Below are 20,180 nucleotides of genomic sequence, written 5' to 3' on the forward strand. Positions count from 1 at the left end.
TCTTGCTTGACGGCAAAAGAAAAGCCGCCTCTGCGGGCGGCTTGGGGGTGACGGCTACACGACGATCAGGCCGGCTGTACCGGCGTCAACGAGGACAGCTCGGTCATCTGGTTGTTGCCATCGACAAACACCAGCTTGGGCTGGTGATTGGCCAGCTCGCTGTCTTCGTAGGCAGCAAACGAAGCGATGATCAGCAAATCGCCAGGCGCGGCGCGGCGGGCGGCCGAGCCATTGACCGAAATCACGCCGGAGCCACGTTCGGCACGGATCGCGTAAGTGGCGAAACGCTCGCCATTGGTTACGTTCCAGATCTGGACTTCTTCATATTCCTTGATATCGGCGGCCTCGAGCAGATTCTCGTCGATGGCGCAGGAGCCGATGTAGTGCAGTTCGGCATGCGTGGTCGTCACGCGATGCAGTTTGGATTTCAGCATGGAGCGCTGCATGTCTTGTACTTCCTTTTGATGCGCCTTAGCGCGTTACTTCGATATTGTCGATGAGTCGGGTCTTGCCGAGGCGAGCTGCGGCCAACACCACCAGCTTTGCCTCGCCAGCGTGCGCCACTTCCAGCGTATCGGCCTGGCGAATTTCGACATAGTCGACACGCCAGCCATGCTGATCCAGCGCGGCAACAGCACGCTGCTCCAGCACCGCGTACTGGTTGTCGCCTGCCATCAGAGCCGCGCGAATGGCGGAAAGTTCACGATACAGGCGCGGCGCTTCCGCTCGTTCTTCGGCAGTCAGATACCCGTTACGCGACGACAGCGCGAGGCCGTCATCCGCGCGACCGGTATCTACCGGAATAATGCGCACCGGCATGTTCAGGTCATCCACCATGGCACGAATCACGTGCAGCTGCTGGAAGTCCTTCTTGCCGAAGCAAGCCACATCGGCCTGCACGATATTGAACAACTTGGTCACCACGGTCGCCACGCCACGGAAGTGGCCGGGACGGAAGGCACCGCACAGTTCATTCTGGATATGCGGCGGCTCGACGTTGAAATCCTGCTTGATGCGCGGGTACAGCTCGCGCTCGTCCGGGAAGAACAGCACGGCAACGTTGGCCGCACGCAGCTTGTCACAGTCGGATTCAAAGGTACGCGGATAGGCGTCGAAATCCTCGCCCTGACCGAACTGCAAACGATTGACGAAGATGCTGACGACCACGGCATCGGCGTGGCGATGCGCCTCGCTGACCAGTGCCAGATGACCTTCGTGCAGATTGCCCATGGTCGGCACAAATGCCACCCGGCCGGCGGTCGCGCGCCAGGCGCGCAGCTCGACGATAGAACGGATAATTTGCATGTCTTTTCTCAGAAACAGTGCTCGGCAGCCGGGAAACTCTTGTCTTTCACCGCCTGCACATAGGCCGTAACCGCGCCCTGAATGCTTTGCGCCTCGGCCATGAAGTCCTTGACGAAGCGCGCCTTCTTGCCAGGGTAAACACCCAGCACGTCATACAGCACCAGCACCTGGCCGGACACATCCACACCGGCGCCGATGCCGATGGTCGGCACACCGACGGCCTCGGTCACCCGCTTGGCCAGCGCTGCCGGCACACACTCCATCAACACCATGCTGGCACCGGCTTCGGCCAGTACACGCGCTTCTTCAATGATGCGCTCGGCATCACTCTCGCTACGGCCCTGCACCTTGTAACCGCCAAAGGTGTTGACGAACTGCGGGGTCAGGCCGATGTGAGCACAAACCGGCACGCCTCGCTGCACCAGGAAGCGCACGGTATCCGCCATGAAGGCACCGCCCTCCAGCTTGACCATATGGGCACCCGCCTGCATCAGCTTGGCCGAGCTGGCAAAAGCCTGCGCCGGGCTTTCCTGATAGGCACCGAACGGCAGATCAGCCAGCACCAGTGCACGCTTGGCGCCACGCGCCACACAGCGGGTGTGGTAAATCATTTCATCCAGCGACACCGGCAGGGTCGAATCTTCACCCTGGATAACCATGCCCAGCGAGTCACCAACCAGCATGATGTCGACGCCGGCATTGTCCAGCAAGCTCGAGAAACTGGTGTCATAGCAGGTCATCATGGCGATTTTCTGCCCCTCGGCCGCCATGGTCTGCAAGGTATTGACGGTAATCTTCATGAGTCTTGTATTTCCTCGTTGCGTGACGCCACCGGTCGGCCGATGGATGATCAGCAGTCAGGTGACGAAGCCTGTCGGCATGTGGCGCCAGCAGGCTTTCAGGGCTCATTCGCCCTTGTTGAAGTAGCTGCGCTGCCCGCGCATCTCACTGATGCAGCGCAACAATAGCCCGAAATCTTCATCGCCATCAACCAGATCAAGGTGATCGGTATTCACAATCAGCAATGGTGCCGCCTGATACTGATGGAAAAAGGCACTGTAGGCCTCGTGCACACGCTGCACATAACCATCAGGCAAAGGCTGGCTCTCGCCACGCGCAACCCCTGCGGCCAACCGTTTTTGCACCACATCGGGCGATGTCTGCAGATAGATCACCAGATCCGGCACCGGATGCTCGGGCATCAGCTGCGGTTGAATGCGGCGATACAGTGCCAGCTCGTCCGGCTCCAGCGCCACCTCGGCAAACAGGCCATCCTTTTCGAACAAGAAGTCCGTAATGCGCGGGCGCAGCAACCAGTCACCGCTGATCATTTGCCGCGCTGCTTCGGCGCGCTGCAGCAGGAAGGTCAGCTGATTGGCCAGCGCATGCAAGGGTGGCTGCTTGTAAAAACGCTCGAGAAAAGGATTGTCGGTAGCTGTTTCCAGCGTGACATCCACCCCCCAATAGTGAGCGAGTCGCTCGGCCAGCGCCGCCTTGCCCGAAGCAATCGGCCCCTCGACAACGATATAGCGGTATTGCATGCGCGTCTCCGTGCTCAGTCAGCAGCCGTCAGCCGGCAAACCCCGGCAGCATCCAGTGTTGCCGCAATTTCGGCGGCAAAGCCATGCCCCGGCAGATTCAGCTGTGGGCAAAGCTCGGCCAGCGGCAGCATCACGAACGCCCGTTCGTGCATGCGCGGATGCGGCAAGGTCAGAAAATCATCCTGTTGCGTGACCCCATCCATCCACAACAGGTCAAGATCGATGATGCGTGGCGCATTGCGAAAAGTCCGCACCCGGCCCATATCCTGCTCGAGCTGCAGCAAGGCTGTCAGCAGCCTGTCGGCAGACAGCGCGGTTTCGACTTCGCAAACGGCATTGATGAAATCAGGCTGATCGGCAAAACCGACCGGTGCAGTACGATAGCAGGATGAGCGACCAAGCAGCGCGACACCCGGCAGGGCCGCAATGGCGGCAATGGCTCGCTCAAGCTGGGCAACCGGGTCTTCCAGATTGCTGCCCAGCGCGATGATGGCACGACTCATTCTGCCTCACCACCATCCTGACCATGCTCGCCACCACCCGCATGACGCGGCTTGGGTTTACGCCGACGACGTTTTTTCTTGTCAGGGTTGGCCGCAGCAGGCTCCTGCTCGCGCGCCATGTCGATCAGCTGCTGACGCCCTTCAAGCGACTCGTCCTGGAAGTCTTCCCACCACTGCTGCATCTCGATCGGCACTTCGCCGGCCTCTGCCCGCAGACTGTAGAAGTCGTACGCCGCACGGAAGCGCGGCTGCTCTAGGAACCGGTAAGGACGCTGCCCCTGACGGCTGTCAAAGCGCGGTTGCAGGAACCAGATTTCGCGCATGGTGGCCGTAAAACGCTTGGGAATCGCGAAATCGTTATCCTGCAATTCGCCCACCTCGGCCATGGCCGCGGCCAGTGCCGGAATATCCTTCTCGCCATCGGCCATGCGCGCTTGCCAGCGGTTGCGCACTTGCGCCCACAGCAATGCGGCCAACATGAAACCGGCTGATACCGGCTTGTCCTCGCGAATGCGCTCGTCGGTATTATCGAGTGCCAGCTTGAGGAAGCGCTCGCTGCCTGGCTCGTCCATCACCGCATCCAGCAGCGGGAAGATACCCTTGGACAGGCCTTCCTGACGCAGCATGCTCAGACAGGCATAGGCATGGCCCGAATGCAGCAGCTTCAGCAGCTCGTCAAACAGGCGGGCCGGCGGCTCGTTACGCAACAGATGCGCGTTGGCCGCAATCGGAATCCGCGTGTGCTCATCGATGGTAAAGCCCAGCTTGGCCGCCAGACGTACCGCTCGCAGCATGCGCACCGGATCTTCCTGATAACGGCGCGCCGGCTGACCGATCATCACCAGCTTGCGCGCGCGCAAGTCTTTCACGCCGTGGTGATAGTCGATGATGGTTTCGTCAGTCGGGTTGTAAAACAGTGCATTGACGGTAAAGTCGCGGCGCATCGCATCTTCGGCCTGATCGCCAAAGGTGTTGTCCGCCATGACCCGGCCCGAATCGCTCTTGTTGCCCATCTCGCCGCCACGGAAGGTAGTGACTTCGATGGTTTCCGGCCCCATCATCACATGTACGATGCGAAAACGCCGGCCGATGATGCGCGAACGGCGGAACAGGTGATGCACCTCTTCCGGCGTGGCGCTGGTGGCCACGTCAAAATCCTTGGGGCTGACCCCCAGCAGCAGATCGCGCACCGCCCCACCCACCACATAGGCGCTGTGACCTGCTTCCTGCAGGCGCGACACTACACGCAGCGCGGCACTACTGAGGCCGTCACGACGCACGCCGTGCTGCGCCAGCGCCAATACGCGTGGCCTGGATTGATTTCCGGACAGCTTGCCCGGAAAATTGATAATTCGACTGATGAGTTTGCGGATCATCGCTTGCTACTGAATAGTTATTGGCTGGAAGAGGTGAAATAGTTTCACCCACAATCAAACGGCGGATTATAGCCTGATTCAAGCCCGAGCCTCCAGACTGCAAGACCGAACCGCACCGACCCTGCAATTTACCACCATTCCAGACTTGACACACAAAGTGCAAATGCACTAATTTATCGACAGCGCCGATTTGATCGCAGCTTGCGGGGCGCTATATAAATGCCAGCTAAAGCGTGAAGACCCAAAGGAAATCCGCTGCAGCCACTGGCCAGCGGATTTTTGTTTTCTGCGGCCAACCTGGTTTGTGGCACGCGCATTTCGCGCACGGCGCCGACTTAATCGACAACTTGCAGGGCGCCTTAAAAACTCTGCTAAAGCGTTGCCCGCCAGCGGGCAACCTGAATACAGGAGCCCACCATGTACGACTGCCAGCAAGACAACTACACCGGTTTCACTACCCCTTCCTATCAGCAAAGCAATAGCGCCAGCAATCTTGTTGGCACGCTGACCGCACTGCAAGCCGACAAGCAGCACAGCGCCAAAACGCTGACGCAGCTGCTGGCTTGGGCCAGCGAGCGCCAGCTGGATGCCAGCCTCAACAAGGGCAAGCTTGAACTGCAGGATGTTTCTCTAGAGCAAGCACTGCAAATCAATCGCCTGTTCGGCGAGCAGCTGGTCATCAGCTGCCATTTGCGCTGCCTGACGCCCAGCCACATCGACTAGGCAAACAAGCACGGCCACCACTGTGCAATCTTGCCCGGCAGGCTTTACCGGAAAATAATTTACCTTATATAAAGGTTTAGACTGCTGGCAACCCTGCCTCGGGCTATAATCGGCTGGTTTTAGCCCACCTCCACCACCATGCTGTTCGATCTCCATACTGCCAGTCGCAGCCAGCTCAGGCATGAAGCCCGAGTACTGTCGACACTGGCGCTGCCAATGATGGTGGCTCAAATTGCGCAAGTCGCCACCGGTTTTGTCGACACCGTGATGGCCGGCCGCGTCAGCACTGACGACCTCGCTGCCGTCTCGCTTGGCAGCAGCGTATTCATCACGTTTTATGTCACCATGATGGGCATCGTGACGGCGCTGAATCCGATGCTGTCGCACCTGTATGGCGCCGGCGAAAAACAGCGTATCGGTGACATGACCCGCCAGGGCCTGTGGTTCGGCTTCATGCTTGGCTGCCTGGCGATGGTGTTAATGTTCGCCATCCAGCCGGCACTGCGCAGCTGGCTGAGCCTGCCTGCCGATGTCGAAGACAAGGTGATGATCTACATCAGCGGCACGGCCATCGGCATGCCGGCTGCCATGATGCATCGCGCCCTGCACGCCTTTGCCTCCAGCGTTGGCCGCACCCGCCCTATCATGCTGGTCAGCCTGCTGGCACTGGCACTGAACATTCCGCTTAACTACATTTTCATACACGGCCTGTTCGGCATGCCGGCCATGGGTGGCGCCGGCTGCGGTCTCGCCACCGGCATCGTAATGTGTTTCAACGCCTTCGCGCTGTATAGCTATCTGAAACGCCAGCCTGATCTCAAGCCCTATGGCCTGACCCGCGAATTCAGCAAACCTCAATGGCACACCTTCCCTGCCATGCTGAAACTGGGCATCCCGATCGGCCTGTCTTTCTTTGTCGAAGTCAGCCTGTTTTCCTTTATCGCCCTGCTGATTGCCAAACTCGGCACACTGGTCGTGGCCAGCCATCAGGCGGTGCTGAATTTCTCCAGCCTCGTCTACATGATTCCGCAAAGCATCGCCACCGCACTGAGCATTCGCACCGGCCAGTCGATAGGTGCCGGCGATTACCGCCTGGCGCGGCTGATCTGCGGCATCGGCCTCGTACTGGCAGTCGCAGCGGCCAGCATCACCATGCTGCTGGTACTGCTGTTTCGCGAGCAGATCATGGCCATGTACAGCGCTGATCCGGCAGTGATTGCGCTGGGTAGCGGGCTGATGCTGTTTGCCGCCTTCTATCAGCTGACCGACGCCATGCAAACCGTTGCCTCCGGCGGCCTGCGCGGCTACAAGATCACCACCCTGCCGATGTTCATCCACATCGTATCGTTCTGGGGTCTGGGCTTGTTGCTGGGCAGCGTGCTCGGCCTGACCGACTGGCTGCGGCCAGCCATGGGCGTACATGGCTTCTGGACTGCGCTTGTCATCAGTTTGTCAGCCGCCGGCCTTGCGCTGGTGGGCTATCTGTCACATGTCAGCAGGCAACGCCTGCACCGCCAAACCGCTCGAGGTTGATCGTGCCCCTGCAATACCAAATTGACGCACCGCTGCAAAACCTGAACACATTCGGCCTCAGTGCCCGTGCCAGCCGCCTGCTGGCACTGAGCGACCTTGCCGACCTGCCCGCCCTGCTGGCCGACACCGCCGGCCAACCCATACTGTGGCTGGGCGGCGGCAGCAATATCCTGCTATCCGGCGACTATGCCGGCACTATTGTGCGCGTAGCACTGCGCGGCATCCGCGTACTGGCCGAAGATGAACACGGCTTCACCGTCGAAGCCGCTGCCGGCGAAGTCTGGCACGACTTTGTGCTGCACTGCCTTAGCCAGGGCTGGTACGGCCTCGAAAACCTGAGCCTGATTCCGGGCACGGTCGGCGCCAGCCCGATCCAGAACATCGGTGCCTACGGCGTCGAGGTCAAGGATGTGATCAGCGAAGTCGTTTGTGCCGATCTGCACGACGGCGGCCGCGAAGTGGTATTCAGCAATGCCGACTGCCGCTTTGCCTACCGCGACAGCCGCTTCAAACAGGAGCCGGGCCGCTACCTCGTCACCGCCGTGCGTTTCCGCCTGAGTCGTGAGTGCCAGCCGCGCACTGCTTATGGCGATATCGACAAACAGCTGCAAGTGATGGGCGTCAGCGGCATGCCCACAGCACAGCAAATCAGCCAGGCGGTGATTGCCATCCGCCAGAGCAAACTGCCTGACCCGCGTGAGCTGGGCAATGCCGGCAGCTTCTTCAAGAACCCGGTTATCGACGCAACGTTGGCCGCAAGCCTGAAGCAGCAATTCCCCGACATGCCGCAATATCCGGCTGGCGAGGGCAAAACCAAGCTGGCCGCCGGCTGGCTGATCGACCAGGCCGGCCTCAAGGGCTATCGTCAGGGCGATGCCGGCGTGCATGCTCGCCAGGCGCTGGTGCTGGTCAACTATGGCAGCGCCAGCGGCGCAGACCTGCTGGCACTCGCCCGCCACGTGCAGGCCACTGTACAGCAACGCTATGGTGTCGCACTCGAAGCCGAGCCGGTGGTGATCTGAAATACCCAATAAAAAAGGCAGCGCAAGCTGCCTTTTTTATTGGGCGACGGCCGGCTAGAGCACGCGCCCGGCCAGCAGGAACAGCCAGATTACCGAGAGAAACGCGCCAAACCAGCTCAAGGAACGCAGCGTCGCCAGATCGCGGATATAGCAAAAGCCATAGGCAAAACGCAGCACCACAAATACCGCCGCCGCCGCATCCATACTGGCAGCCGGCACCTGCTGCAGGCCGGCCAGCAGCACCGAAGCCGCAAACAGCGGAAACGCCTCCCAGCTATTTTGCTGCGCCCATTGCGCGCGCTCGCGCCAGCCCTTGACGCCCTGCAGATAGCGACGCGGTGCATGATTGTCATAGCCGCCACCACTCTTGGCCAGCACCGCCCACAGCAAAGGCTGGCATGCCGCAATCAGGATTGCCCAGTAAGCAAACTGCATTTCAGAACTCCTTGTCCTCTGCCAGATAACGGCGATCATCAAACGTCCACACCCACTGCGGCCGGTACACCACCATGATGGCCAACACAAGACCCGTGGTAAATGCCTCGGACCAGCTCAGCAGAAAATAGAAGGGCAAGCCGTTTTCCAGCAGATAATCCGCCGGATATACATCCGCCACATACAGCCACAGCATGCCGCAACTGGCCGCCACCAGCATGCTGAGGCCACCGGTCAGAAAGGCATTCACGAAGACATAGACAAACAGATGCGGCGGCAGATAACGCCGCGCCAGTCGAAGGCTGGCCGCCGTCAGCCAGATCGCCGGCAGCACGCTAAGGCTGAAATTCAGCCCGATGGCCACCCCATCCAGCTGGCCCGCCACGGCGACAAACAGCAATACCAGCGCCATCAGCAGCATCGCCAGAAACGGCCCGCACATAAGGGTGAAAATCGCCGCGCCCAATAAATGAAAAGACAAACCCGGCTGCACCCCGGCCGCCACCAGCCACATGCCGGCCATGGCAATACTGCCGGCCAGCCACGCGGCCAACGTTGCCGGCTGCAGCTGCCGCCACGGCGTTGCCCACAGCGACAAGGCCAGCAAGGCCGCCATCAGGCCATTGCCCGCCCACAACACCAGCGGCGTTGCCTGCACCTCCAGAAAATTCATCTGCCATCTCCGTTTGACCGAAGAGGATGATAGCAGAGTCACCGCCAGCCAAAGCAGGGTAAACTAGCGCCTTGTCCGACTTGAATGCTGTAGAACATGCCTACCCTGCCTGCTGCCCACCTGATTGCCCAACAAGTCAGCCTTGCGCTGCATGAAGATATCGGCCAGTGCGACTGGACCGCCGCCCTGTGCCCTGACGAGCCGGCTACCGCCCGCATCATCGCGCGCGAACGCGCCGTACTGTGCGGCCAGGCCTGGCTGGAAGAATGCTATCGCCAGATCGACCCCGCCTGCCGCATCGAATGGCATCTGGCCGAAGGCGACTGGACGGCGGTCGATGCACCGGTCTGCACCATCCACGGCCCTGCCCGTGCACTGCTGACGGCCGAACGCAGCGGTCTGAACTTCCTGCAGACGCTGTCCGGCGTCGCCAGCGAGACGCGCCGCTATGTAGAGGCGATTGCCGGCACCCGCGCCGCCATTCTCGACACACGCAAGACCGTGCCCGGCCTGCGTCTGGCGCAGAAATACGCTGTCACCGTCGGCGGTGGCCAGAACCAGCGCATCGGCCTGTACGATGGCATCCTGATCAAGGAAAACCACATCATGGCGCACGGCAGCATCACCGGCGCCCTGACCGCTGCCCGTGCGATCGCGCCGGCCCACGTCACGTTGCAAGTTGAAGTTGAAACACTGGCCGAGCTTGACGAAGCACTGGCAGCTGAGTGCCCGCTGATCCTGCTCGACAATATGGACAATGACACCATGCGCGAGGCGGTACGCCGCAGCGCCGGCCGCGCCAGACTCGAAGCCTCCGGCGGCGTGGATCTGGCCAGCGTGCGCGCGATTGCCGAGACCGGCGTTGACCGCATCTCGATCGGCAAGCTGACCAAGGACGTGCGCGCCATCGACTTTTCGATGCGCTTCGTGCGCTAAGCTTCAGCCCGCCATCCGCAAAAAAACCGCTGCCAGCCTCACGCTGCAGCGGTTTTTCATACTGGCAAAACCTGAAACTGCCTGCCCGTCGCGGCAAAACACCCGAAGCCGACCAGTCAGCAACAGGCGCTTCGCCGGCAAGCCTTATCGCTTGAGCTTGGCGAACGCCGCCGCCATCGCGTTATTGGCCGGTGCCGATTCCTGCTGGCGCGGCTTGCTGTTCTGGCGTGGCTCGCTACGCGGGGCGCTGCCGCGGCTTTGCGTGCCCGGCGCATCATCCATGCGCATGGTCAGCGCGATACGCTTGCGGCCAACGTCGACTTCCAGCACTTTCACCTTCACCACCTGACCGGCTTTCACCACGCTGCGCGGGTCATCGACAAACTTGCTGGCCAGTGCCGAGATGTGCACAAGGCCGTCCTGATGCACGCCGATATCGACGAAGGCACCGAAGTTGGCCACATTGGTCACCACGCCTTCGAGCACCATGCCCGGCTGCAAGTCCTTGATGTCTTCCACGCCGTCCTTGAAGGTCGCAGTCGTGAACTCGGGGCGCGGGTCGCGGCCCGGCTTTTCCAGCTCTTTCAGGATGTCCATCACCGTCGGCAAGCCGAAACGCTCGTCGGTGTAATCATTCGGCCGCACTGTCTTGATGAAGCTGATGTCACCGATGATGTCCTTCACCGCCCGGCCGGTCTTGCCGACAATGCCCTCCACTACCGGATAGGCTTCCGGATGCACGGCCGAGGCATCCAGCGGATTGTCACCGCCCATGATGCGCAAAAAGCCGGCCGCCTGCTCGAAAGTCTTGTCGCCCAGACGCGGCACTTTCAGCAGCTCGCGACGGCTGCGGAAGGCACCGTGCACATCGCGGTAGGACACGATATTGGCCGCCAGTGTGCTGTTGAGGCCGGAAATGCGCGTCAGCAGCGGCGCGGACGCCATATTCACATCCACACCCACCGCGTTCACGCAGTCTTCGACCACTGCATCCAGACTACGCGCCAGCTGGCCCTGATTCACATCGTGCTGATACTGGCCGACACCGATGGATTTCGGGTCGATCTTCACCAGCTCGGCCAGCGGGTCTTGCAGACGGCGCGCAATCGACACCGCACCACGCAGACTCACGTCCAGATCCGGAAACTCCTTGGCCGCCAGCTCGGACGCCGAATACACCGAGGCACCGGCTTCGCTGACCACGATCTTGCTCATGCCAAGCTGCGGGAAGGCGCGGATCAACTCTTGCGCCAGCTTGTCGGTCTCGCGGCTGGCAGTACCGTTGCCGATAGCAATCAGCTCGACCTTGTGGCGCGTACACAGTGCGGCCAAGGTTGCCAGCGAGCGGTCCCAGTCGCGACGCGGCTCGTGCGGGAAGATCGTGCTGGTTTCCAGCAGCTTGCCGGTATTGTCGACCACCGCCACTTTCACGCCGGTACGCAAGCCTGGGTCCAGCCCCAGCGTGGCGCGCGGGCCGGCCGGCGCGGCCAGCAGCAAATCCTTGAGGTTGGCCGCAAACACCTTGATCGCCTCGCCGTCGGCCGCATCCTTGATGCGCGTCATCAGCTCCAGCTCCAGCGACAGGAAAATCTTGGCGCGCCAGCACAGGCGCACGCCGTCCAGCAGCCATTTGTCGGCCGGGCGACCCAGATCCTTGATGGCAAAACGCGCGGCGATCAGCTCTTCATAGGCCGAACGCTGGGTAATCGGCGTGTCGTCCGGCTGGTATTTGAGCGCCAGCGTCAGCACACCCTCGTTGCGGCCGCGCAGCAAGGCCAGCGCACGGTGTGACGGTGCGGTTTTCAGCAGCTCGCGATGAGCGAAATAATCGGCAAACTTGGCGCCTTCCTGCTCCTTGCCGGCCACCACGTTGGCCGCAATCTCGGCCTCGCCCCACAGCTTCTCGCGCAAGCTGCCCAGCAGCTCGGCATCTTCGGCAAAGCGCTCGATCAGGATGGCGCGCGCACCATCCAGTGCCGCCTTGCTATCAGCCACGCCTTTTTCGGCATCGACAAAGCTCGCGGCCAAGGTTTCCGGCTGCTGCGACGGGTCGGCCAGCAGACTGTCGGCCAGCGGCTCCAGCCCAGCCTCGCGCGCGATCATCGCCTTGGTGCGACGTTTGGGCTTGTACGGCAGATACAGGTCTTCCAGCAGTGTCTTGTTGTCGGCGGCGTAGATCGCCCCTTGCAACTCGGGCGTCAGCTTGCCCTGTTCGTTGATGCTCTTGAGGATGGTGTCGCGTCTGTCGTCCAGCTCGCGCAGATAGGTCAGACGCTCGCCGAGCATGCGCAGCTGGGTATCGTCCAGACCGCCGGTGACTTCCTTGCGGTAGCGCGCAATAAACGGAATGGTGGCCCCTTCATCGATCAGGCCGACGGTGGCGCTTACCTGGGCTTCACGGACATTCAGTTCGGTGGCCAGGCGACTGGCAAGACTTTTCAACATGCGGAATTCTTTTGGCAGAAAAACGAAAGCCGTTACTGTAACGGCATAGCGCGGAATTGCAAGCAAAAAGGCCCGCCAGCTGGCGGGCCTTGCGCGGCAAGACGCGGATCAGGCGGCAACCGGATTCAGCAACCAGGCCTGTGCCTCTTCTTCACTCTCGAAGTACTGCGCCGGAATGTGGGTCAAGAGGCCGGACAAGTGCGCGGCCAGCTTGATCCAGCCATCTTCGGCCACGATGGCAAAACGACCGAAGTCGTTCTCGTGGGCACGCATGAAACGCACTTCTTCGAGCGCCATATCCAGGGTGAAATCCTGCATGCCCAGGAGATTCAGCAAGACATCGGGTTTGCCGTGCTCTTCGGCACGCTTGAGCAAGGCTTGCTCGAGCAGCTTGAAGTCGCCGAGGGTAAATTCGTTATACAGGGCAACATCCAGCCCGTATTCCTGTTCGCGGATCGAAATCATGGCGTACTCCTTTCTGGTGGGAAACGGCCGCCAGCCGGCGGCCTGATACTGCATTCTAGCGCCGGCCGGCCAGAATGCCGCTGACAATAATCAAGCCGATGGCCATGACATCAGTGAGTGTCAGCCGCTGCTGCCACAGCAAAACACCCAGCAAGGTCGAAAACACCACGGTCAGATACGAGAGATTGGCCACCAGCAGCTTGCGGCCAAGCTTGTAGGCGCGCGTCATCGCCAGCTGCGCCAGCAAGGCGGTCAAACCCAGCCCCACCACCCACGGCAGGTTGGCCGCAGTCAGCGGCTGCCAAGGCTTGAACAGCAGCAACACTCCGCCGCCGAGCGTGCTGATCAGCGCGAAATAAAACACCGTGCGCCACTCGGCTTCGCCAGCCTGCCCCAGCTCGCGCACATGCAGATAGGACCAACCGGCCAGAAAGCCGGACGCCACACCGGCCAGGCCCGCCAACCAGGCATCGCCACTCAGGGTTGGCCGCAACAGCAACACCACACCGGCAAAACCCAGCAACAGGGCAAGCAGCGCCAGTCGTGACAGCCGCTCGCGCAGCAACAGGATGGACAAGACCGCCAGAAACATCGGCGAGGTGTAATTGAGGGTCACCGCTGTCGACAGCGGCAGATGGGCAATCGCATAGAAATAACAGAGCAAGGCCACGTAGCCGATGCCGCCCCGCTTCAGATGCTGGCGCAAAAGCGGCGTGGCAAAGCGCTGGCGCCGCCACAAGGCCACCGCCGCCAGCACCACCACGGCAAACAGCGTGCGCCAGAACACCAGCGCCACAGCATCCAGCGTGGCCGCCCCCAGCTTGACGAAGACACCCATCAGCGCAAAAGCCAGCGCCGCCACCACCATCCACAACGCACCTGCCATTACCGCCTCGCTACCAGCACACCACTGGCAATCACCAAAGCCATGCCCAGCCATGCCAGCCACGGCAGCTGCTGGCCGTTCAGCAACCAGCCAAACAAGGCCGAGAACACTACCGTCAGATAGGCGAGGCTCGACACCACAAACTTGCGGCCAACCTTGTAGGCATGCGTCATCGCCAGCTGCCCCGCCAGACCCATCACGCCGACACCGGTCATCAGCAAGACGTGGCGCAAATCCAGCGCATGAAAGCCGCCATTGGCCAGCACCAGTACCAGACCCAGCACGGTAGACACCACATACAGCCAGAACACCGTCACTGCCGGACGCTCGCCCAGCTCGCCCAATTCGCGCACATGAAACAGCGCCAGCCCCGCCAGCGTACCCGAGGCAAAACCCAGCAAGCCGGCCAGCCACTGCCCGCTGTCAAAGGTTGGCCGCAACAGGCAGACAATGCCGGCAAAGCCCAGCAGCAGCGCCAGCCACACCGCACGCGGCAAATGCTCGCGCCGCAAGGCAACGCAACACAAGGCAAAAAACAATGAGGAGGTGTAGTTGAGCGTCACTGCCGTTGCCAGCGGCAGATGCGCCAGCGCATAAAACAGCAGCAGCATCGCCACATAGCCGAACACGCTGCGCTTGCCATGCGCAAACCAGTGCGGCGAACGCAATGGCTCGCGCCGCCACAGCATCAGCGGGGCCAGAAACAGCAAACCGATAAAGGTACGGTAAAACAATACCTCGGTCGCACTGATGGCACCTGAGCCTGCCGCGGCAAACCAGCTCATCAGCGCAAAACTCAGCGCTGCAACAATCATCCACGCCGAACCGCGAGGCCGGGCGCTCACTTCTCCCCCTCCAGCCTCTGCATACCATTGCAAAGACGGTCGAAACGCTCGCGATACTGCGCATACTCCGAAGCATTCGCCTCGCAACGGGCGCGGATATAGCGTTTGCCGTCCTGCTGCTGCCACACCACCAGTTTTTGTCGCACGATCCACAAGCCTGACTGCACATATTCGCTCTCGCGATACAGCACCAGCAGCTTGCCACGCTTGAGCTCTACCTTGTCAGCCACCTCGCGACTGCCCGAGGCGCGGCGGTAGTTGGCCGCAATGCGCTCGAGTGAAGCAGCGCTGCGCAAGACTACCGGCGTCAGCTGCACCCGCACGCCGCCGCGTTCGCGCTCTTCCTTGCGCTCCGGGCGCACGACAAGCTCGTCCTGACCATGCTGCTGCACGCGCCAGCCGGCAGGAATATCGGTACGGATTTGCAGGGGAGCAAGATTCTGGACAGCGGCCTGGGCCGGAAGGACAACGAACAACAACAGCAATGGCAGGATCGGCATGATGTTCATTTATAAAAAAAGGCGCGGAAATCCGCGCCTCATATTATGCAACCGATTACATGTGCTTAGCCAGCCAGATGTTCAGCCATCAGGCGGCGATAAAACTCATGGAAATGCTGCATACCGTCTTCGGTTGGCGACTGGTAAGGGCCGACTTCGCTCTCGCCACGCAGCCACAAAGCCTTGCGGCCTTCGTGCATGCGCTGGCAGATTTCGTCGTCCTCGACCGCGGTCTCGAAATAGGCTGCCTGCTCGGCCTCGATGAAATCAGGCTCGAACCACAGGATGTCTTCCGGATAGTAGAACTCGGTAATCACCGTGCACTTTTCCGGGCCCTTCGGGATCACCACACTGACTACCAGCACGTGCGGATACCACTCGACCATGATGTTGGGGTAGTAAGTCAGCCAGATCGCGCCGTACTCGGGCTGCTGGTCGGCGTAACGCTTGCGCACTTCTTCGTGCCACTTGCCATACACCTTGCTGCCCGGACGTGCCAGCTGGTTTTTCACGCCAACGGTCTGTACGTGGTATTGCTCGCCCCACTCCCACTTCAGGTCGCCGCAATTGACGAAATTGCCAAGACCGGGGTGGAAAGGATCAACGTGATAATCCTCCGAATACACCTCAATGAAAGTCTTCCAGTTGAAGTTGTATTCGGTGGTAAACGACTTGTGATAGCCGTAATTCTCGAAAGTCATGTGCCTAGCAACGCCCAGCTTTTCGAGATCTTTGGCGATATCGCGACGTGCATCGAACAGCAGGCCGTTCCAGCGGGTCAGCCCGGTCTGATTAAGATTCAGACACGGCGTTTCCGGGAAGTGCGGCGCACCGACGAGCTTGCCTTTATTGTCGTAAGTCCAGCCATGCAGATTGCAGACAATGTGATTGCCGTTGCCACGCCCCTGATAGATCAGCGCCTGGCGATGACGACAGACATTGGAGATCAGCTTGATCTGGCCATCGACGTTTTTCAGCATTTTGCCGTGGCCCATCCAGTCCAGCGTGTGATAGTCGCCGGCGTTCGGCACCATCAGCTCGTGGCCATAGTATTGCGGCGCATCGGCGAAGAGAGTCTTCTGTTCCAGTTCGTAAAAAGCCGGATCGAAGTAGGTAAAGACAGGCAACTGCGCTGCAGAAGCCTTCAGCAACTGGGACGAAGCCAGATCAGACATAATTCCCACACCCCCTGGGGAGAAGATATAAGACCAGCCGAATCTCGCTCTTAACGAGTTTACGGAGTGCTATACAGACACTTGGCAAGCTTTTTAAATGAAAACAGGCCGCGCAAGCGTCAAGGGTGGGGATTGTGGGCCAATTCACCCCCTCGGGCAAGCATTATTTGACCAGTTAATTGCGTTTAATCAGCAATTTGATTAATAACCCTGCCCAAAATGTGGCCTGAAAAAATTTCAGCCGGAAACGGCTTGCTTTTCATCAACTTGCCACACGATTCTTTCAGAATCTGCCTTGCAGGCCAACAACAAAAATCCTCATAAAATAAGGACAAACTCTGGTTGTTGCATTGCAGAAAAATAGCAGATAATTGTCGCCCCGCCACCAGTAGCGGGCACGGCAACAAATATATGCCAAATAAAAAGAAATATTACCGCAACATTGGCACAGACCTCGCAACCGACGTCTAACAGCTAACGGATCTGACATGAACCAGCACATCCTCGTCATCAACTGCGGCAGCTCATCGCTGAAGTTCGCCCTGATCAACGCCGACAATGGTCAGGAGCTCCTGACCGGTCTGGCCGAGAAGCTCGGTCTGGACGGTGCTTGCATTACTTTCAAATACCAGGGCGACAAGATCACCCTGAGCCTGCAGAACAACGGCCATGACGGCGCGATGCAGGCGATTCTTTCCTATCTGGCTGACAAGGGCCTGGATCAGGACATCCGTGCCATCGGTCATCGCGTGGTACACGGCGGCGAAACCTTCAAGAACTCGACGCTGATCAATGATGAAGTGCTGGCCGCCATCGAGCATTGCAGCAAACTGGCGCCGCTGCACAACCCGGCCAATCTGCAAGGCATCCGCACTGCAATCACCTGCTTCCCGGGCCTGCCGCAGGTTGCCGTGTTCGACACCGCCTTCCACCAGACCATGCCACAGCAGGCTTATCTGTATGCCGTGCCGATGGCGCTGTACCGCGACCACGGCGTGCGCCGCTATGGCTTCCACGGCACCAGCCACCGTTTCGTGACCGGCAAAGCCGCCGAAATGCTGGGCATGAATCTCGCCGACACCGCGCTGGTTTGCGCCCATCTGGGTAATGGCGCTTCGGTAGCTGCGGTACTGGGTGGCAAGAGCGTCGACACCAGCATGGGCCTGACCCCGCTGGAAGGCCTGGTGATGGGCACCCGTTCCGGCGATATCGATCCGGGCCTGTTCGGCTATCTGGCCGGCGAGCTGGGCAAGGATGTGCAGGGCATTACCGATCTGCTGAACAAGCAGTCCGGCCTGCTCGGCCTGTCCGAGCTGTCCAGCGACTGCCGCGAGCTGGAAGAAGCAGCGGCCAACGGTCACGAAGGCGCCATCATCGCACTGGAAGTGTTTGCCTATCGTCTGGCCAAGCAGATCGCCGCCATGACCGTGGCACTGGGCCGTCTCGACGCCCTGCTGTTTACCGGCGGCATCGGCGAAAACTCGCCACTGCTGCGCGCCAAGGTCATCAAGCTGCTGGGCTTCCTCGGCCTGCAACTGGATGAAGCCGCCAACGAAGCCGCCTTCCGCGGCAAGTCCGGCCGCATCAGCCGCACCGACAGCACTGCGGCCCTGGTGATCAACACCAATGAAGAACTGATGATCGCGCTGGATACCGCCGCGCTGACCCGCCACTGAGCCGGAGCCCGTGATGCAGACTTTTCTGATTGCCCCTATCGGCTTTGATGCCGGCCTCACCTCGGTGTCGCTGGGCCTGATTCGCGCGCTCGAGCAGGACGGCCTGCGCATCGGCTTCGTCAAGCCGATTGCCCAGGACACCAAGGGCGAGCCGGAGCGCTCCAGCCACTTTGCGCGCGAACTGTGCCACCTCGCCACCCCCGAGCCGATCAGCATGGATCGCGCCGAGCACCTGCTCAGCCGCGGCCTGCTCGACCAGCTGATGGAAGAAGTGGTTCATCTGTACCAGAGCGTGGCCCGCGATGTGGACGTGGTGATTGTCGAAGGCCTGGTGCAAGACCAGCAGCACGTCTTCACCACCTATATCAACCACAAGATTGCCCGCACACTGCAGGCCGAAGTGATTCTGGTGGGTGCGGCCAACGTACTGCCGAGCCACGAGCTGGCCGAACAGCTGGACATCAGCATCCAGGCATTTGGTGGCCAGACCCGCCAGGTGGCCGGCTATATTCTCAACCGCCTGCCGATCGGCCAGTCCGTCCAGCAGTTGGCCGCAGAAATCAGCGAGTCCAGCCGCCTGATCAACAGCCAGCGCATTGCCTGCCTTGGCGGCATTCCGTTTGATTCCGAGCTGCTGGCCCCGCGCACGCTGGACGTTGCCAATTACCTGAAAGCCAAACTGCTGCACTCCGGCCAGATGACACGTCGCCGCGTGCGCAGCATTTCGGTGATGGCGCGCAGCGTGCCGCACATCGTCAACCTGCTGAAGCCGGGCGCGCTGATCGTGACCCCGGGCGATCGCGAGGACATCATCCTCGCCACCGCCATGGCCACCATGAATGGCGTGCCGCTGGCCGGCCTGCTGCTGACCTGCGGCGAAGAGCCGCATCCGAACATCAGCCGCCTGTGCGACAAGGCCTTCAACAGCGGCCTGCCGGTGCTGTCCATCGACACCAATACGCTGGACACCACCAACCTGATCAGCGCCATGAGCCGTCAGGTGCCGGCCGATGACCGCGAGCGTATGGAGCGCGTGGTCGCCCACGTGGCCGAGCAGCTGGAAACCGGCGCGCTGCGCCGTCGCATCGGTGAGGCCCGCGAAAAGCGCCTGTCGCCGCCGGCCTTCCGCTATCAGCTGATGGAACGTGCGCGTCGCGCCAATATGCGCATCGTACTGCCCGAGGGCAACGAGCCGCGCACCGTGCGTGCCGCCGCCATCTGTCAGGAAAAAGGCATTGCCAACTGCGTACTGATCGGCGACCCGCGTGAAATCCGCCAGTTGGCCGAGGCCGAGGGCATCGAGTTGCCAGCCGGCATCGAGATTGTCGATCCGCATGAGGCACGCAGCCGTTATGTGCTGCCGATGGTGGATCTGCGCAAGAACAAGGGCCTCAACGCCCCGATGGCCGAACAGCAGCTCGAAGACAATGTGGTGCTTGGCACCATGATGCTGGCGCTGAACGAGGTTGACGGTCTGGTTTCCGGCGCGGTTCACACTACCGCCAACACCATCCGCCCGGCCCTGCAGCTGATCAAGACCGCACCAGGTGCCAAGCTGGTATCCAGCGTGTTCTTCATGCTGATGCCGGATCAGGTCTATGTGTATGGTGACTGTGCCGTCAACCCGGACCCGACCGCCGAAGAGCTGGCCGATATTGCCATCCAGTCGGCCGACTCGGCTGCCGCCTTCGGCATCGTGCCGCGCGTGGCGATGATCTCCTACTCGACCGGCAGCTCCGGCAGCGGCGACGATGTCGAGAAGGTACGCGAAGCCACCCGCATTGCGCGTGAAAAACGCCCTGACCTGATGATTGACGGCCCGATGCAGTACGACGCCGCCAGCGTCGAGTCGGTTGGCCGCCAGAAGGCACCGGACAGCCAGGTTGCCGGCCGTGCCACGGTGTTCGTATTCCCGGATCTCAACACCGGCAATACCACTTACAAGGCGGTACAGCGCTCGGCCAATGTGGTATCGGTCGGCCCGATGCTGCAAGGCCTGAAAAAGCCGGTCAACGATCTGTCGCGCGGCGCACTGGTAGACGATATCGTCTACACCATTGCGCTGACGGCGATCCAGGCGGATCAAAATATCAGGAATGAATGATTAACTCGCAAGGTTAATTTGATTTCATAGCAAGCAA

Annotated in this window: 20 protein-coding genes; 6 read left to right on the plus strand and 14 right to left on the minus strand. The window is 60.7% G+C overall.

Going from position 1 to position 20,180, the window contains the following annotated elements:
- Positions 1 to 65: 65 nt before the first annotated feature.
- From panD to pcnB, 6 genes are all read right to left on the minus strand, one after another.
- The gene (gene panD, locus ACZ9W6_RS01115) at positions 66 to 446 is read right to left on the minus strand and encodes an aspartate 1-decarboxylase (protein WP_465189205.1); all 381 of its coding nucleotides are present in this window, start codon (positions 444 to 446) and stop codon (positions 66 to 68) included.
- Between the two features lie 25 nt (positions 447 to 471).
- Positions 472 to 1,305 (minus strand): pantoate--beta-alanine ligase, encoded by an 834-nt coding sequence (gene panC, locus ACZ9W6_RS01120; protein WP_465189206.1) that lies wholly within the window; start codon positions 1,303 to 1,305, stop codon positions 472 to 474.
- Between the two features lie 8 nt (positions 1,306 to 1,313).
- A complete protein-coding gene (gene panB / locus ACZ9W6_RS01125; RefSeq protein WP_465189207.1) occupies positions 1,314 to 2,105 on the minus strand; it encodes a 3-methyl-2-oxobutanoate hydroxymethyltransferase in 792 nt (263 codons plus the stop codon).
- Between the two features lie 105 nt (positions 2,106 to 2,210).
- Positions 2,211 to 2,846, minus strand: a complete 636-nt coding sequence (locus ACZ9W6_RS01130; RefSeq protein ID WP_465189208.1) for a deoxynucleoside kinase — start codon at positions 2,844 to 2,846, stop codon at positions 2,211 to 2,213.
- A gap of 14 nt (positions 2,847 to 2,860) precedes the next feature.
- Positions 2,861 to 3,349, minus strand: a complete 489-nt coding sequence (folK, locus tag ACZ9W6_RS01135) for a 2-amino-4-hydroxy-6-hydroxymethyldihydropteridine diphosphokinase (protein WP_465189209.1) — start codon at positions 3,347 to 3,349, stop codon at positions 2,861 to 2,863.
- Complete coding sequence (gene pcnB, locus ACZ9W6_RS01140) at positions 3,346 to 4,725, minus strand: polynucleotide adenylyltransferase PcnB (RefSeq protein ID WP_465189210.1); 1,380 nt, start codon at positions 4,723 to 4,725, stop codon at positions 3,346 to 3,348. Before pcnB ends, folK begins: the two co-directional genes overlap by 4 nt.
- A 417-nt stretch (positions 4,726 to 5,142) precedes the next feature.
- Here pcnB and ACZ9W6_RS01145 point away from each other — a divergent pair, with 417 nt between their 5' ends.
- The 3 genes from ACZ9W6_RS01145 (at position 5,143) to murB (ending at position 8,003) form a co-directional block, all read left to right on the plus strand.
- Complete coding sequence (locus ACZ9W6_RS01145; RefSeq protein ID WP_465189211.1) at positions 5,143 to 5,448, plus strand: hypothetical protein; 306 nt, start codon at positions 5,143 to 5,145, stop codon at positions 5,446 to 5,448.
- A gap of 138 nt (positions 5,449 to 5,586) precedes the next feature.
- The gene (locus ACZ9W6_RS01150) at positions 5,587 to 6,981 is read left to right on the plus strand and encodes an MATE family efflux transporter (RefSeq protein WP_465189212.1); all 1,395 of its coding nucleotides are present in this window, start codon (positions 5,587 to 5,589) and stop codon (positions 6,979 to 6,981) included.
- 2 nt (positions 6,982 to 6,983) lie between these two features.
- On the plus strand, positions 6,984 to 8,003 hold the full coding sequence (murB, locus tag ACZ9W6_RS01155; RefSeq protein WP_465189213.1) for a UDP-N-acetylmuramate dehydrogenase: 1,020 nt from the start codon (positions 6,984 to 6,986) through the stop codon (positions 8,001 to 8,003).
- A 54-nt stretch (positions 8,004 to 8,057) separates the two neighbouring features.
- Here the strand turns inward: murB and ACZ9W6_RS01160 are convergent, their stop codons facing one another.
- Positions 8,058 to 8,438 (minus strand): MAPEG family protein, encoded by a 381-nt coding sequence (locus ACZ9W6_RS01160; protein WP_465189214.1) that lies wholly within the window; start codon positions 8,436 to 8,438, stop codon positions 8,058 to 8,060.
- A gap of 1 nt (position 8,439) precedes the next feature.
- The gene (locus ACZ9W6_RS01165; RefSeq protein ID WP_465189215.1) at positions 8,440 to 9,111 is read right to left on the minus strand and encodes an energy-coupling factor ABC transporter permease; all 672 of its coding nucleotides are present in this window, start codon (positions 9,109 to 9,111) and stop codon (positions 8,440 to 8,442) included.
- 96 nt (positions 9,112 to 9,207) lie between these two features.
- Between ACZ9W6_RS01165 and nadC the strand changes: the two genes are divergently transcribed.
- Positions 9,208 to 10,047, plus strand: a complete 840-nt coding sequence (gene nadC / locus ACZ9W6_RS01170; protein WP_465189216.1) for a carboxylating nicotinate-nucleotide diphosphorylase — start codon at positions 9,208 to 9,210, stop codon at positions 10,045 to 10,047.
- Positions 10,048 to 10,191: 144 nt separating this feature from the next.
- On the opposite strand, the gene ACZ9W6_RS01175 is transcribed toward nadC, so the two are convergent.
- From ACZ9W6_RS01175 to ACZ9W6_RS01200, 6 genes are all read right to left on the minus strand, one after another.
- Positions 10,192 to 12,492 carry a Tex family protein gene (locus ACZ9W6_RS01175; RefSeq protein ID WP_465189217.1) on the minus strand — a complete coding sequence of 767 codons (2,301 nt, stop codon included), beginning with the start codon at positions 12,490 to 12,492 and terminating at the stop codon, positions 10,192 to 10,194.
- Between the two features lie 108 nt (positions 12,493 to 12,600).
- Positions 12,601 to 12,957 carry a SpoIIAA family protein gene (locus ACZ9W6_RS01180; protein WP_465189218.1) on the minus strand — a complete coding sequence of 119 codons (357 nt, stop codon included), beginning with the start codon at positions 12,955 to 12,957 and terminating at the stop codon, positions 12,601 to 12,603.
- A 55-nt stretch (positions 12,958 to 13,012) separates the two neighbouring features.
- Positions 13,013 to 13,843 carry a DMT family transporter gene (locus tag ACZ9W6_RS01185; RefSeq protein WP_465189219.1) on the minus strand — a complete coding sequence of 277 codons (831 nt, stop codon included), beginning with the start codon at positions 13,841 to 13,843 and terminating at the stop codon, positions 13,013 to 13,015.
- Positions 13,843 to 14,688 carry a DMT family transporter gene (locus ACZ9W6_RS01190; protein ID WP_465189220.1) on the minus strand — a complete coding sequence of 282 codons (846 nt, stop codon included), beginning with the start codon at positions 14,686 to 14,688 and terminating at the stop codon, positions 13,843 to 13,845. The genes ACZ9W6_RS01185 and ACZ9W6_RS01190 overlap by 1 nt, the downstream gene beginning before the upstream one ends.
- Positions 14,685 to 15,188 carry a hypothetical protein gene (locus tag ACZ9W6_RS01195; RefSeq protein ID WP_465189221.1) on the minus strand — a complete coding sequence of 168 codons (504 nt, stop codon included), beginning with the start codon at positions 15,186 to 15,188 and terminating at the stop codon, positions 14,685 to 14,687. Before ACZ9W6_RS01195 ends, ACZ9W6_RS01190 begins: the two co-directional genes overlap by 4 nt.
- Positions 15,189 to 15,253: 65 nt before the next feature.
- Positions 15,254 to 16,363, minus strand: a complete 1,110-nt coding sequence (locus ACZ9W6_RS01200; RefSeq protein ID WP_465189222.1) for an aromatic ring-hydroxylating oxygenase subunit alpha — start codon at positions 16,361 to 16,363, stop codon at positions 15,254 to 15,256.
- A gap of 488 nt (positions 16,364 to 16,851) precedes the next feature.
- Here ACZ9W6_RS01200 and ACZ9W6_RS01205 point away from each other — a divergent pair, with 488 nt between their 5' ends.
- Positions 16,852 to 18,039, plus strand: a complete 1,188-nt coding sequence (locus tag ACZ9W6_RS01205) for an acetate kinase (protein WP_465189223.1) — start codon at positions 16,852 to 16,854, stop codon at positions 18,037 to 18,039.
- 13 nt (positions 18,040 to 18,052) lie between these two features.
- Positions 18,053 to 20,143, plus strand: a complete 2,091-nt coding sequence (gene pta / locus ACZ9W6_RS01210) for a phosphate acetyltransferase (protein WP_465189224.1) — start codon at positions 18,053 to 18,055, stop codon at positions 20,141 to 20,143.
- Positions 20,144 to 20,180: the final 37 nt, after the last annotated feature.

The sequence above is a fragment of the Vogesella lacus genome (assembly GCF_979366295.1).

What these genes read in the sequence shown, in the direction of transcription:
- ACZ9W6_RS01165 (WP_465189215.1), bottom strand. Translation starts at nt 9,111, where the DNA reads ATGAATTTTCTGGAGGTGCAGGCAACGCCGCTGGTGTTGTGGGCGGGC.
- ACZ9W6_RS01130 (WP_465189208.1), bottom strand. Translation starts at nt 2,846, where the DNA reads ATGCAATACCGCTATATCGTTGTCGAGGGGCCGATTGCTTCGGGCAAG.
- ACZ9W6_RS01205 (WP_465189223.1), top strand. Translation starts at nt 16,852, where the DNA reads ATGAACCAGCACATCCTCGTCATCAACTGCGGCAGCTCATCGCTGAAG.
- ACZ9W6_RS01145 (WP_465189211.1), top strand. Translation starts at nt 5,143, where the DNA reads ATGTACGACTGCCAGCAAGACAACTACACCGGTTTCACTACCCCTTCC.
- ACZ9W6_RS01200 (WP_465189222.1), bottom strand. Translation starts at nt 16,363, where the DNA reads ATGTCTGATCTGGCTTCGTCCCAGTTGCTGAAGGCTTCTGCAGCGCAG.
- pta (WP_465189224.1), top strand. Translation starts at nt 18,053, where the DNA reads ATGCAGACTTTTCTGATTGCCCCTATCGGCTTTGATGCCGGCCTCACC.
- panB (WP_465189207.1), bottom strand. Translation starts at nt 2,105, where the DNA reads ATGAAGATTACCGTCAATACCTTGCAGACCATGGCGGCCGAGGGGCAG.
- ACZ9W6_RS01150 (WP_465189212.1), top strand. Translation starts at nt 5,587, where the DNA reads ATGCTGTTCGATCTCCATACTGCCAGTCGCAGCCAGCTCAGGCATGAA.
- pcnB (WP_465189210.1), bottom strand. Translation starts at nt 4,725, where the DNA reads ATGATCCGCAAACTCATCAGTCGAATTATCAATTTTCCGGGCAAGCTG.
- folK (WP_465189209.1), bottom strand. Translation starts at nt 3,349, where the DNA reads ATGAGTCGTGCCATCATCGCGCTGGGCAGCAATCTGGAAGACCCGGTT.
- panC (WP_465189206.1), bottom strand. Translation starts at nt 1,305, where the DNA reads ATGCAAATTATCCGTTCTATCGTCGAGCTGCGCGCCTGGCGCGCGACC.
- ACZ9W6_RS01185 (WP_465189219.1), bottom strand. Translation starts at nt 13,843, where the DNA reads ATGGCAGGTGCGTTGTGGATGGTGGTGGCGGCGCTGGCTTTTGCGCTG.
- ACZ9W6_RS01175 (WP_465189217.1), bottom strand. Translation starts at nt 12,492, where the DNA reads ATGTTGAAAAGTCTTGCCAGTCGCCTGGCCACCGAACTGAATGTCCGT.
- ACZ9W6_RS01195 (WP_465189221.1), bottom strand. Translation starts at nt 15,188, where the DNA reads ATGCCGATCCTGCCATTGCTGTTGTTGTTCGTTGTCCTTCCGGCCCAG.
- panD (WP_465189205.1), bottom strand. Translation starts at nt 446, where the DNA reads ATGCAGCGCTCCATGCTGAAATCCAAACTGCATCGCGTGACGACCACG.
- ACZ9W6_RS01180 (WP_465189218.1), bottom strand. Translation starts at nt 12,957, where the DNA reads ATGATTTCGATCCGCGAACAGGAATACGGGCTGGATGTTGCCCTGTAT.
- ACZ9W6_RS01160 (WP_465189214.1), bottom strand. Translation starts at nt 8,438, where the DNA reads ATGCAGTTTGCTTACTGGGCAATCCTGATTGCGGCATGCCAGCCTTTG.
- nadC (WP_465189216.1), top strand. Translation starts at nt 9,208, where the DNA reads ATGCCTACCCTGCCTGCTGCCCACCTGATTGCCCAACAAGTCAGCCTT.